Consider the following 11119-nt stretch of genomic DNA (forward strand, 5'->3'; position numbering starts at 1 on the left):
CCGCTGTTCCTCCGTCACCGGGCCTCACCCCGCCCGTACCGGCGCTCGAAGCGCTCGACGCGGCCGGCGGTGTCCAGGACGCGGGCGGTGCCGGTGTAGAAGGGGTGGCTCGCGGAGGAGATCTCCACATCGACGACCGGGTAGGTGCGGCCGTCCTCCCACTCGACGGTCTTCTCGCTGGTCAGCGTGGAGCGGGTGAGGAAGGCGAAGTCGGCGGCCTTGTCGCGGAAGACGACGGGGCCGTAGGCGGGGTGGATTCCGGGCTTCATGAGGGGGTCCTAGCGGTCGGGGTTGCTGCGGGGCGGGCCGGGAGAGGGAGAGCCCTCAGCGCTCCTCGCGGAAGTCGACATGCCGGCGGGCGACCGGGTCGTACTTGCGCAGCACCATGCGGTCGGGGTCGTTCCGGCGGTTCTTGCGGGTGACGTAGGTGCAGCCGGTCCCCGCGGTGGAGCGCAGCTTGATGACCGGGCGTACTTCGTTGCGAACCATGGGCGCTACTATATGGCAATGGTTTCCATTTTCAATAATGGATGCATCGATGAGAGGCAGGTAACGTCCGTGTCCGCCCACTGCCAACTGACCGGCTCCAAGCCGGGATTCGGCAACGCCATTTCCCACTCGCACCGCCGTACGTCACGCCGGTTCGACCCGAATGTCCAGCGCAAGCGGTACTGGCTCCCCGGTGAGGGGCGCCATGTGCGGCTCACCCTCAGCGCGCGGGCGATCAGGACGATCGACGTGCTCGGCATCGAAGCGGCGGTCGCCCGCATCCGCGCGCGAGGAGGGAAGGTCTGATGGCGAAGAAGAGCAGGATCGCGCAGAACGAGAAGCGCAAGGTGATCGTCGAGCGGTACGCGGCCCGCCGGGCCGAACTGAAGGAGATCGTCCGCCGACCCGGCACTCCGGCGGCCGAACGTGCCGCCGTCCTCGCGGAGTTGCGGCGCCAGCCACGTGACGCCAGCGCCACGCGGGTGCGCAACCGGGACAGTGTCGACGGCAGGCCCCGGGGGTATCTGCGCACCTTCGGCCTCTCCCGGGTCCGGATGCGCGAACAGGCGCACGCCGGATTCCTGCCCGGGGTGACCAAGTCCTCCTGGTGACGCCGGCCTGAGCGCGACGAGGGGCGGGTGGTGACGCGGCGATCGTGCCGCGCCACCACCCGCCCCTCTGTGTGCCGTGCGGGCTCAGCCCTGCGGCCGGATCAGGCCGCGCTCGTACGCCTTCACCAGCCGCTGCGGCACCTGGTGGACGGTGCCCTCGATCGTCACCGCGACGAGCTGCGGTGTGGTGGCCTTCCACTGGGCGCGCCGGTGACGGGTGTTGCTGCGGGACATCTTCCGCTTCGGAACTGCCACGGGTCTCTCCTGGAGGTGGGGTCCGGTAGGACCGACTGCTGCTGACCGTATATGGAAATGGAAGTCGTTTCCAAGGTGTGATCCGTGCGGTGGCCGGTCACCGCCCCACGAGGTCCGCGTGCGCCCCGTCGCCGGGGGCGATCAGGGCGAGGTGGCCACCGTCGTCGAGCGGCGTGGGGAGGGCGAGGGTGGTCACCGGCTCCGCCCGGTCGGCGTCGAAGAGGTGCACCTCGCCGTGGCCGCCCCGGCTGACCGCGACCAGGCCGGCGCAGGGAGAGGCGGCGATCGCCCGCCGCTGGACGCCGTCCCACGGGGTGCCGCCGCGCCGGGGCGCACCGGACATCGCGGGCAGCGGGAGGCGGGCGGTGAGGTGCGGCCGGGCCCCGGGGGCGGTGGGCGCGGCCAGCAGGATCAGTTCGTCGCCGTCCGGGTGGACGCGGGAGTACGCGATGTGGCGGGCGGTCACGGCGAGGCGGAACACCAGTCCGGGGCCCAGCTCCAGCCTCCCCGTGGTGCCCGTGTCCAGCCCGTGCCACCAGGCGTCGTTGGTCCATTCCGGCCATCGCCCCGGCGCGGTGGGCCCGCCGCGTACGCAGGACCAGAGGGTGCGCCGTACGGGGTCCAGCCGCAGGTAGTAGCCCCGGCCTCCGGTCCGTCCGTCGGCGACCCAAGGGAGGGGCGGCTCCGGCGTGAGCCTCTCGCCGTCGTGCCGGACCCGGTGCACGCCCGAGCCCGCCGCGGCGAACACCCGCCCGGTGACCGGGTCGTAGGCGTCCCCGTGCCCGTCGGCGTCCGGCAGCCCGATGCGCCGGACGGGCTCCACCGGCGGGCACGAAGGGGGTGCGGCCATCAGGTCCCGGTGCCGGTGGACCAGGAGTTCGCCGGGCTCCCGGTGGCGCAGCACCACGAGCGGCGACGCCCCGCCGAGGACCGTGACACCCGGCTCGCCGGTCCGGCCCCGTACGCGTACGGCGACGGCTCCGTCCGGTGCGTCGAGGTCGAGGACCGTCAGGAGCCCGGTCCAGGCCTCCTGGTTACGCCCGAGACCGGTGGTCACCGCGAGGTGCCGGCCGCCCGGCGCGGCCGCCAGGTGTTCGGCGGGTACGGCGACCGGCACCCGGCGCCGGACCAGGGGCCGGCCGGTGTCGGGGCCGTACGGATCGAGGACCAGCAGCTCGCCCGCCCGGTCGTCCACGCAGGCGACCAGATCGTCCGGCAGGGCGAGGAACCCGGCGTGCTCGGCGAGGTGCCGGTGGTTCAGTGCCGCCCGTTCGCCGCCGTCCGGGAGGTCCAACAGGCTGATGCGCCCGGCGACTTGGTCGGCGACCAGAAGGCGGGGTGGCGGATGGGGAGGGTGGGGCATGCGGCGCTCCTGAGGGCGGTCGATGGGTCCGGCGGTCCGGCGGGAAGCCTTGGCCCGCTTTATTGGAAATGATAATCATGTGTAAGGTCCGCTCTGTGGTGGGGATGGCTCCCGGGGCCCCGCCGTCGCACCTGCCTCCTTCCCGGGGCCGTACAGAAACTGAGGGACGAGCCGATGCCACGCACCGCACTGAGAGTCCGCCGCTGGGCCGCGATCGCCGTACTGGGAGGGCTGCTGGCCGGCTGCGGAACGTCGGGCGGCGAATCCGGGACCGCCGAACCCGCGGCCGGGGCCGGGCCCCGTACGAGCACCGAGGTGCGGCCCATCAAGGCCGCCACCGAGATCACCGACGCCAAGGGCGTCACGGTCTCCCTGGACAAGGCCCCGCGGAAGATCGTCTGCCTGGTCGCCCTCTGCGACGACATCCTCGTCGAGCTGGGCATGACCCCCACCGCCACCAACTCCGCGGTGCTCGCGCACCCGGAGTTCCTGGGCAAGGAGAAGGCGGCGAAGGTCCCCGTCGTGCCCGGCGGCTTCCTCAGCCCCGAGGTCGAGGCGATCCTCTCCCACCGGCCCGACCTGGTGATCGGCCTGGAGGACACCCACGGCAAGCTCGCCCCCGCACTGAAGGGCGCCACCACCTTCTGGCCGGTGCAGCCCGGCTCCTGGAAGGACAGCGTCGGCTACCTGCGGGACCTGGCCGCACTCACCGGCCGTACGGAGGAGGGCGAGAAGGCGGAGCAGACGTTCCGCGCCCGCCTGGCGAAGGCCGAGGAGGCCAGGAGCGACAGGACAGCGCTGATCATCTTCGGCAGCGACGAGAACTTCGGCGTGGCCACCCCGGAGACCGACGTGGCCGCCGGACTCTTCCCGAAGATCTCCCACTACCCCTGGAAGAGCCGGGGAGTCGACGGGTCCTACAGCCTGGAGGAGATCCTCGCCCGGGACATCGACGTCCTGTTCGTGGAGACGCTCTCCTTCGGCGCCCCGGACGGCAAGCTCTCCGACAAGCTCGCCGAGAACCCGCTCTGGTCGCGGATCCCGGCGGTGAAGAACGGCAAGGTCATCGAGGTCGACTCCGAGGTCTGGGCCAAGGGACGCGGCACCCGGTCCCTGGGCGTCGTCCTCGACGAGGCGACGGCCGCACTGCGGTGAGGGGCCGCCGGACCACGCTCGGATGGCTGCCCGTGGCGCCGGTCTGTCTGACGGTGGCGGCGGTGGTGGGCGCGGTGTGCGCCCTCAGTCTCGGTACGCCGTACGTCCCGCCCGGCCGGCTCCTGACCACCCTGGGGTCCGACGGCCTCGCGGGCCTCGTCGTCACCGAACTGCGGCTGCCCCGCATGGTGTTGGCGCTGGCCGCCGGCGCCTGCCTCGGCGCCGCGGGGCTCGTCCTCCAGGAGGCGCTGCGCAATCCGCTCGCCGTCCCGGAGATGCTCGGCGTCTCCTCCGGCGCCGCGCTCGGGGTCGCGGCACCGCTGGTACTGGCCCTCTCCGTACCGCTCGGGCTCCAGCCCTTCCTCGCTCTGGCCGGGGCCGCGTTCGGCGGACTGCTCACCCTGGTGGCCGCCGGGTTCGGCCGCAGCCCGTCGTCCGTGCTGCTGACCGGGGCCGCCGTCGCGGCAGCGCTCCAGGCCGGACTGCTGGTGCTCATGGTGATGGCCGACCAGCTCGATCTCCAGCTCATCTACCGCTATCTGCTGGGCAGTCTGTCCGCCCGCACCTGGGACGACGTCACCGGTCTGCTGCCCTGGCTGGCCGTCGCCGTCCCGGCGCTCGTGCTCTGTGTGCCGGTGCTCGGTGTGCTGCGGCTCGGCGACGACGACGCCCGCGCCCTCGGCGTACGCGTCGAACGCGCGCGGGTCGCGGCGCTGGGCATCGCCGTCGTCCTGATCGCCCCCGTGGTGGCGGTCTGCGGCCCGGTCGCCTGGGTCGGCTTCCTCGCGCCCCACCTCGCCCGACGGCTGCGGCCGGACGGCGGTGCCGCGGGCTGGCTCGTCCGGTCCGCGCTGTGCGGGGCGGTCGTGGTGCTCTGCGCGGACCAGCCCGCGCGGCTGGCGCTCGCACCGGTCGAGACGCCCGTCGGCGCGTGGACGGCCCTGGTCGGTGTGCCGGTCGGGGTGGTGCTGCTGAAGCGGGGGCGGCGGGCGGCGAAGAGCCGAGGGCCGATCCGGCCCGCCCTGCCGGTGCAGGGCGGGCAGCCCGGAGGCCGCCCCGTCGACGACCCCGTACCTCTCCTGCGGAAGGCGGAACGATGAGCGTCCTGGAAGTGGCGCCCGCACCACCCCGGCGGGCCTGGCGCTCACCGGCTGTCCGGATGGGCGCCCTGGCGGTCCTGGTATGCGCCGTCGCCTGCGCGGACCTGTTCGTGGGGCGGGGCGTCACGGGCGAGGGGGTGCGGGCCGTACTCCTCGGCGGTGGCGGCGACCCGATGGCCGAACACATCGTCCTCCAACTCCGTTTGCCCCGCCTGCTGGTGGCGCTGGTCGCCGGGGCGAGCCTAGGAGTCGCCGGGCTCGTCCTCCAGTCGGCCCTGCGCAATCCGCTGGCCGGGCCCGAGGTCACCGGGGTCACCCCCGGCGCGGTCCTCGGTGCGGTCGCCGCCACGGGCCTCGGCCTGGCCGGCTGGGAGTCCCCGACGGCGGTCGTCGTGGCGGCCTGCCTCGGCGGGTTCGCGGGCGCGGGACTGCTCTGGCTGCTCGCGGGACGGGAGAAGGGCGACCCCGAGCGGACCGCCGTCTACGGGGTGCTGGTGTCGGCGGTCCTCGCCGGCCTCACCGCCGTCGTCCTCCTGGTGGCCCCGGGCGAACTCGGCAGCGTGGTGCAGTGGTTGATCGGCTCCACCGAGGGCCGGGTCTGGCAGCACTGGCACCTGCTGTGGCCGTGGGCCGCGGCCTGGGGAGCCGCCGCGTGGCTGCTCTCCGCACCGCTGACCCTGCTGCGCTGCGGTGACGAGCAGGCCTCGGCCGCCGGACTGGACGCCGGGCGGGGCCGCGCCGCCGCGCTCGTGTGTGCGGTGGCCCTGACGGCCGGCGCCGTCTCGGCCGTGGGCGCCCTCGGCTTCGTCGGGCTGCTGGTGCCGCATCTGGCGCTGGCCGTCTTCGGGGCCGACCTGCGCATCACCCTGCCCGGCGCCGCGCTGCTCGGCGCGGTGGTGGTGTGCGGGGCGGACGCGGCGGCCCAACTGCTCTCCCGGCTCCTTGTGGTGGCGCTCGACGCGGACCGGCTGACCCTGCCGGTCGGCGCGCTGACCACCTCTCTCGGGGCGGGGCTGCTGCTGATCGTGGCACGGCGACGGACGGACGAACGATGACGGGGAGGCGGCCGGACATGGCAGCACGTACGAGAGATGTCACGACGGACGGGGAGGACGGGGAGAAGGGCATGGCGGAGGCGCCGGACGGGAGGAACCCCTCAGCGGGAGCACCGGACGTGGTCCGGGCGGAGCGGCTCAGCTTCGGCTATCCGGGGCGCGAGGTGCTGCGCGGGATCGACCTGAGCATCGGAGCGGGCGAACTCGTCGCCCTCATCGGCCTGAACGGCTGCGGCAAGAGCACCTTCCTCAAACTCGCCGCCGGACTGCTCACCCCCAGCGACGGCCGGGTCCTGCTCGACGGGGACGACGCGGCACGCCTGCCCAGACGGGCCGCCGCCCGCCGCGTGGTGCTGCTCCACCAGTCGGCCCCGGCCGTACCGGCCCTGACCGTACGGCAATTGGTCCGCCAGGGCCGTTACGCGACCCGGGGGCCGCTCGGGATGCTGCGGGACGGCGATGACGAGGTGACGGCCCGGGCCCTCGCGGACGTCGGTGTCACCGGCTGGGCGGACCGGCCGGTGGACGCGCTGTCGGGTGGTGAGCGGCAACGGGTCCGGCTGGCCATGGCGTTGGCCCAGGACGCCCCGGTCCTCTTCCTGGACGAGCCCACCACCTATCTCGACCTGCGGCACCAGCTGGAGGTGCTCCAGACCGTCGTGCGGCTGCGCGCCGAGCGGCGGCTCACGGTGGTGATGGTGCTGCACGACCTCAACCACGCGGCGCGGTTCGCCGACCGGATCGTGGCGCTGTGCGACGGCCGTATCGCCGCCGACGGCCCGCCCGGAGAGGTGGTCACGGAGCGGCTGCTGGCCGAAGTCCTGGGTGTCCAGGGGCGGGTGGGGATCGATACCGAGGGCGGCTGGCCCGTCTGTTACCCAGATCACCCTCTCGCTCCGCTCCAGCTATTGCGGAATGAAAATCATATTCATTAGTGTCTGTGGTGCGGCAAAGAACGGCGTCGCAACCATCACCAACCGATCCGAATGGAGGCTTCAACTCATGGAGCACAACAAGGTGTTCAGCCCGATCGCCGACCAGGGCCAGCTCGCCCACCTCTCCGCCACCCACTCGAACGCCCTCGTCGAGAACCCCTTCGACGACGCCGTCGAGGCCGACACCGCGGACGAGAAGTAGGCGGCACCTGCCGCTGAGGCAGGCTCCCGCTCCTCGCGGGGCGGGCCCGTCCGGGGGAACTCCCGGACGGGCCCGCCCCGTTCGCACCACCAGCTCACCCCCGTACGACGCCCCTCGGAGGCCCCCGTGAACCGCAGTCGACTCGCTCCCGGAGCCGGGATCGTCACCGTCCCCGGTGGCCGGCCCGTACTCCGCACCGCCGAAGGGGAGTTCCTGCGCATCGATACCGGCCGCGTCGGCCCGGGGGAACTGGTCGACCGGCTGACAGCGGGAGAGGAAGGGCAGGCGTCGTCGGGTGAACTCGACGGTCTGATCGCGGCGTTCGAGGAGGCCGGTCACGCGGTGACCGAGCCCCGCCGCCCACCGCTCACCGGGCGGACCGTCCACCTCCTCGGCGACCCCGTACTCACCGGACCACTGTCCCGGTTCGCCGCGGCGGAAGGGGCCGAGGTCCACCCCGCCTCCGCCGACGACGTGGCCCAACTCGCGGGGCAGCGCGACACCGCCGTGGTCTGGTGCCTCGACTCGCCCGTGCCCGAAGGACTCTGGGACGAAGCCGACCGCCTGCCCGCCCGGTACACCGCCTGGCTGCGCTGCCACCGTGAAAGCGCCCACACCTGGATCGAACCGCTCGCCTCGGCCCCCGGTGACGTCACCGCCGCCCACGTCCGCCGGCGCAGACTCGCGGCCACCGCCGCCCACCGCGAACTCGCCGCCTACTGGGCCGGCCACCGTACCCCCGACACCGGACCGCGCCCCACCGAGGCGTCCGCCGCCCTGATCGCCGCGCTGCTCACCGCCGACCTGATCGCCTGGGCGAGCGGCGAGCCGCACCGGGGGACCGGTCTCCCCGCCCGCCGCCGGCTGCGCCGGATCGACCTGCGCGACCTGACCGTCACCGAGCACCCCGTTCTCCCCGTACCGGAGGTCGCCCCGCTGCCCGCTCCCACCGTGCGGGCGAACGCGTGAACACCGTCCGACGGGAGGGCGACCGGGTGCATGCCGCCCACCGCGCGGACGGCCCCGTGAACACCGCGGCGGACATCGCCACCGTGATCGTCCCCGCCCCCGACGGCACCCCGCTCGCCACCGACCTCTGCCTGCCGGACACGCCGGGCCCCCACCCCGCCGTGGTGATCCGCACCCCCTACGGCCGCGCCGCCCACCGCGCTGAGCTGCGCGGCTGGGCGGCGCACGGGTTCGCCGCCGTCGCCCAGGACGTACGCGGCCGGCACGGCTCGCCCGGTCCGTGGCACCCCTACCGGGACCACGAGGAGAGCGACGGCACCGCGACCGTGGCGTGGGTGCGCGGGCAGGCGTGGAGCGGCGGCCCGGTCGTCGCCGTCGGCTCCTCCTACGCCGCCCACTGCGCCCTCGTCACCGCGCTCGGCGCCCCCGGCGACGGACGGCCGGACGCCGTCATCGCCGCCGTCCCCGCCCTCGGCCTCGCCGACACCGCCCGCGAGCCCGCAGGGCCCGAACGGCTCGCCGCCCGGGCCGGCTGGTGGGCCGCGCACGGCGACCGCCCCGACTCCGCTCCCGATGCGCTGGCCCGCGCCCTCGCCGACGACCCCGGCCTCCTGGAACACCTCCCGATCACCCGGCTGGCCGACCGCCTGGGCCGTGCCCTGCCGTCCTGGCCCGGGCTCTGGGACGACTGCCCGCGCGGCCGGATCGTCCTGCGCGGTTCCGCCTCCCGCCTCCCGCTCCTCACCGTCGGAGGCACCCACGACCCCTTCGCCGAGGACACCGTGGCGCTGTGGCGCGGCTGGGGCGGACCCGCGCGCCTGCTGCTCGGCCCATGGGGCCACCGCCTCACCGCGGACCGGCCCGAGATCGCGGCCGACCGCATCAACCTCGGTGCGCTGTACGTACGGTGGGCCCGCGCCGCCCTCGTCGGGCGGCTGGAGCCCGAGAGGCGCGGGGCCATCGCCCTCGGTGGCAGCGGCCGTTGGCACGGCGTACGGCAGGACATCACGCGCGGACCGGGCGGCGAGTCCCCGACACGCACCACCACCTGGCCCTTCGATGTCCCCACCGGTCTACGGCTGCTGCACGGAGCCGAGTTCACCGCCGACCCGGCCCGCCCCGTGCGCTCCGACGACCTGGCCGTCCCGGCGGGCGCCGCCCCCGCCGACCGCTGCCTCCTCCTCTCCCCGCCGCTGCCCCGCCCGCTCGACCTGGCCGGGCCCGCCACCGCCCGGATCCACGCCGCCGCAGACACCCCCGCCGCCGACTGGGCCGTACGCGTCACCGCCCTCGACCCGGCCGGCCGCGCGGAGCCGCTCGCGTTCGGCATCGTCCGGCGCACCGACCCGCCCGGGGAGACCGTGGAGATCACCGTGCCGCTCGGCACGCTGGGCCGTCGGCTGCCCGCCGGGACGCGGCTGCGCGCGGAGATCGCCGGACACCACTTCCCCGCCCACGCCCGCAACCCGCACACCGGCGAGAACCCGGTGACCGCCACCCGCCTCGCCCCGTCCCGCCGAGCCGTCACCGCACGGGGGAGCGTCCTGCACCTGACCGTCGTCGCCCGGCGTCGCTACGTCGAGCCCGTACCGGAGATATGCCGTTGACCAGCACCCTGCCCATCGAAACCCTGGTCGACCCCGTCTGCGGGTTGATCCGCGGTGTCGAGCCCGTCGAGCACCCCGCCGGCGCGCCGCCCCGCTACACCGCGATGACCGCCGAAGTGGCCGACGCCCGACGCCTCGGCGCCTGGCCCGCCGACCGGGTCTCGCTCGGCACCACCTTCGGGGACCCCGAGGGCGCTCGGATCGCCGCCGTCGCCGAAGCCGTGGAACGCTACTGCGGCAACCGCGTCCCGCCGCCCGGCCACCCCCGCACGCCCCGCAGGGCCACGGCCGCCGAGCTGGAGGCGGAGGGACTGCGGGTGTACGGACCGGGGTCGGTGCCCTCGTACGCCTCCTGGCAGTACGGGCGCCCAGGATTCCCGTACGCCGAACTCACCCCCGGCACACCGGCCCTCTGGACCCCGGGCACCGAGAACGGACAGGCCTGCTGGGCACCCGTGTCCCTCACCCACCTCAACTGGCGTCAGGGCGGGCTGCGTTCACTGCCCCGCACCCACCACCTCAACTACGCGGGCATCGCCACCGGCCAGGGCTTCGACGACGCCGTCGAGCGAGGGCTGCTCGAAGTCGTCGAACGTGACGCCCTGGAGCTGTGGTGGCACCTGGACGGGCCCACCCGGGGCATCGACCCGGCCGGCGTTCCCGGTCTCACCGAAGACCTTGCGGGCGCCGAACTGGACGTCCACATAGTGGAGATGCCCTCCGAGTTCGCCCCCTGCATGGCCGCTCTGGTCCACGATCCCCGGCGCGGCATCCACGCCGCCGGGTTCGCCTGCCGGTACGACCCGGCCGAGGCGGCCCGCAAGGCCGTCCTTGAGGCCGTGCACACGTGGGTGTTCACGCAGGGCGCGGTGGAAGCCGACGGGTGGGTCCACCGCTCCGTCGAGGCCGGTCTCTTCGCGCGGGGCCTGTACCTGGACCACCGGGCCGACCGGCGCTATCTCGACGACTGCGGACCGCAGTTCGCCGCCGTGCGTGACCTCGGCGCCCATGTACAGGTCTGGCTCGACGACCGGATGACCCCGCTGGCCCGGCGCTTCACGCATCCGGCCGGGGGCACCGTCCCCGTCACCGAGGTCGCCCCGGGGAGCCGCGCCGTACTGGACGCGGCGCTCACCGCCGGCGGCCATCGTGTGATCACCGTCGACCTGACGACCGAGGACATCGCCGAGACCGCTCTGCGCGTCGCCCGCGTCCTGGTCTCCAAGCTGATCCCCAACGCCCCCGCCGCCTTCGGCTACTTCGGCTGCCCGCGCTTCGCCGAGGCCGCGCTCGACCGGGGATGGCGTACCCGGCCCCCGACCGGACCGGCGGATTTCACCCTCGCGCCGCCGCCGCACATGTGAAGGAGCGCACCGCC

The 11119-nt window shown here is 74.4% G+C and carries 14 protein-coding genes; 10 read left to right on the plus strand and 4 right to left on the minus strand.

Going from position 1 to position 11119, the window contains the following annotated elements:
* Positions 1 to 14 precede the first annotated feature (14 nt).
* Together ACIQAK_RS18465 and rpmG are read right to left on the minus strand one after the other, a co-directional pair.
* Positions 15 to 269, minus strand: coding sequence for a type B 50S ribosomal protein L31 (locus ACIQAK_RS18465; RefSeq protein WP_018512979.1), 255 nt, complete (start codon positions 267 to 269; stop codon positions 15 to 17).
* 55 nt (positions 270 to 324) lie between these two features.
* Entirely contained in the window at positions 325 to 489 is a 165-nt protein-coding gene (gene rpmG / locus ACIQAK_RS18470; protein WP_366389212.1) for a 50S ribosomal protein L33, read from the minus strand.
* Positions 490 to 558: 69 nt separating this feature from the next.
* Between rpmG and rpmB the strand changes: the two genes are divergently transcribed.
* Both rpmB and rpsN read left to right on the plus strand, forming a co-directional pair.
* Positions 559 to 795, plus strand: coding sequence for a 50S ribosomal protein L28 (gene rpmB / locus ACIQAK_RS18475; RefSeq protein ID WP_366389211.1), 237 nt, complete (start codon positions 559 to 561; stop codon positions 793 to 795).
* Positions 795 to 1100 carry a 30S ribosomal protein S14 gene (gene rpsN / locus ACIQAK_RS18480; RefSeq protein ID WP_366389210.1) on the plus strand — a complete coding sequence of 102 codons (306 nt, stop codon included), beginning with the start codon at positions 795 to 797 and terminating at the stop codon, positions 1098 to 1100. The genes rpmB and rpsN overlap by 1 nt, the downstream gene beginning before the upstream one ends.
* 84 nt (positions 1101 to 1184) lie before the next feature.
* On the opposite strand, the gene rpmF is transcribed toward rpsN, so the two are convergent.
* Positions 1185 to 1355: a 50S ribosomal protein L32 gene (gene rpmF, locus ACIQAK_RS18485; protein WP_366389209.1), complete on the minus strand. Its 171-nt coding sequence runs from the start codon at positions 1353 to 1355 to the stop codon at positions 1185 to 1187.
* Positions 1356 to 1452: 97 nt separating this feature from the next.
* Positions 1453 to 2718: a hypothetical protein gene (locus ACIQAK_RS18490; protein WP_366389208.1), complete on the minus strand. Its 1266-nt coding sequence runs from the start codon at positions 2716 to 2718 to the stop codon at positions 1453 to 1455.
* A gap of 174 nt (positions 2719 to 2892) precedes the next feature.
* Between ACIQAK_RS18490 and ACIQAK_RS18495 the strand changes: the two genes are divergently transcribed.
* The 8 genes from ACIQAK_RS18495 (at position 2893) to ACIQAK_RS18530 (ending at position 11105) form a co-directional block, all read left to right on the plus strand.
* Positions 2893 to 3873 (plus strand): ABC transporter substrate-binding protein, encoded by a 981-nt coding sequence (locus ACIQAK_RS18495; protein WP_366389207.1) that lies wholly within the window; start codon positions 2893 to 2895, stop codon positions 3871 to 3873.
* Between the two features lie 32 nt (positions 3874 to 3905).
* Positions 3906 to 4973, plus strand: coding sequence for an iron ABC transporter permease (locus ACIQAK_RS18500; protein WP_366389206.1), 1068 nt, complete (start codon positions 3906 to 3908; stop codon positions 4971 to 4973).
* Positions 4970 to 6028 carry an iron ABC transporter permease gene (locus ACIQAK_RS18505; protein ID WP_366389205.1) on the plus strand — a complete coding sequence of 353 codons (1059 nt, stop codon included), beginning with the start codon at positions 4970 to 4972 and terminating at the stop codon, positions 6026 to 6028. Before ACIQAK_RS18500 ends, ACIQAK_RS18505 begins: the two co-directional genes overlap by 4 nt.
* 71 nt (positions 6029 to 6099) lie before the next feature.
* On the plus strand, positions 6100 to 6963 hold the full coding sequence (locus tag ACIQAK_RS18510) for an ABC transporter ATP-binding protein (RefSeq protein WP_366389356.1): 864 nt from the start codon (positions 6100 to 6102) through the stop codon (positions 6961 to 6963).
* Positions 6964 to 7030: 67 nt separating this feature from the next.
* On the plus strand, positions 7031 to 7165 hold the full coding sequence (gene amiA / locus ACIQAK_RS18515) for a streptamidine family RiPP (RefSeq protein ID WP_015613003.1): 135 nt from the start codon (positions 7031 to 7033) through the stop codon (positions 7163 to 7165).
* Between the two features lie 126 nt (positions 7166 to 7291).
* Entirely contained in the window at positions 7292 to 8134 is an 843-nt protein-coding gene (locus ACIQAK_RS18520) for a hypothetical protein (RefSeq protein ID WP_366389204.1), read from the plus strand.
* A 56-nt stretch (positions 8135 to 8190) separates the two neighbouring features.
* A complete protein-coding gene (locus ACIQAK_RS18525) occupies positions 8191 to 9741 on the plus strand; it encodes a CocE/NonD family hydrolase (RefSeq protein WP_366389355.1) in 1551 nt (516 codons plus the stop codon).
* Positions 9732 to 11105: a YcaO-like family protein gene (locus ACIQAK_RS18530; RefSeq protein WP_401848409.1), complete on the plus strand. Its 1374-nt coding sequence runs from the start codon at positions 9732 to 9734 to the stop codon at positions 11103 to 11105. Before ACIQAK_RS18525 ends, ACIQAK_RS18530 begins: the two co-directional genes overlap by 10 nt.
* Positions 11106 to 11119: the final 14 nt, after the last annotated feature.

The organism is Streptomyces sp. NPDC088706, from assembly GCF_044752765.1.
Lineage (GTDB): Bacteria > Actinomycetota > Actinomycetes > Streptomycetales > Streptomycetaceae > Streptomyces.

Bases quoted from the DNA above. Each gene is read 5' to 3' on its own strand.
- ACIQAK_RS18465 (WP_018512979.1), bottom strand. From the start codon at position 269: ATGAAGCCCGGAATCCACCCCGCCTACGGCCCCGTCGTCTTCCGCGAC.
- rpmG (WP_366389212.1), bottom strand. From the start codon at position 489: ATGGTTCGCAACGAAGTACGCCCGGTCATCAAGCTGCGCTCCACCGCG.
- rpsN (WP_366389210.1), top strand. From the start codon at position 795: ATGGCGAAGAAGAGCAGGATCGCGCAGAACGAGAAGCGCAAGGTGATC.
- ACIQAK_RS18490 (WP_366389208.1), bottom strand. From the start codon at position 2,718: ATGCCCCACCCTCCCCATCCGCCACCCCGCCTTCTGGTCGCCGACCAA.
- ACIQAK_RS18495 (WP_366389207.1), top strand. From the start codon at position 2,893: ATGCCACGCACCGCACTGAGAGTCCGCCGCTGGGCCGCGATCGCCGTA.
- ACIQAK_RS18505 (WP_366389205.1), top strand. From the start codon at position 4,970: ATGAGCGTCCTGGAAGTGGCGCCCGCACCACCCCGGCGGGCCTGGCGC.
- ACIQAK_RS18510 (WP_366389356.1), top strand. From the start codon at position 6,100: ATGGCGGAGGCGCCGGACGGGAGGAACCCCTCAGCGGGAGCACCGGAC.
- amiA (WP_015613003.1), top strand. From the start codon at position 7,031: ATGGAGCACAACAAGGTGTTCAGCCCGATCGCCGACCAGGGCCAGCTC.
- ACIQAK_RS18530 (WP_401848409.1), top strand. From the start codon at position 9,732: ATGCCGTTGACCAGCACCCTGCCCATCGAAACCCTGGTCGACCCCGTC.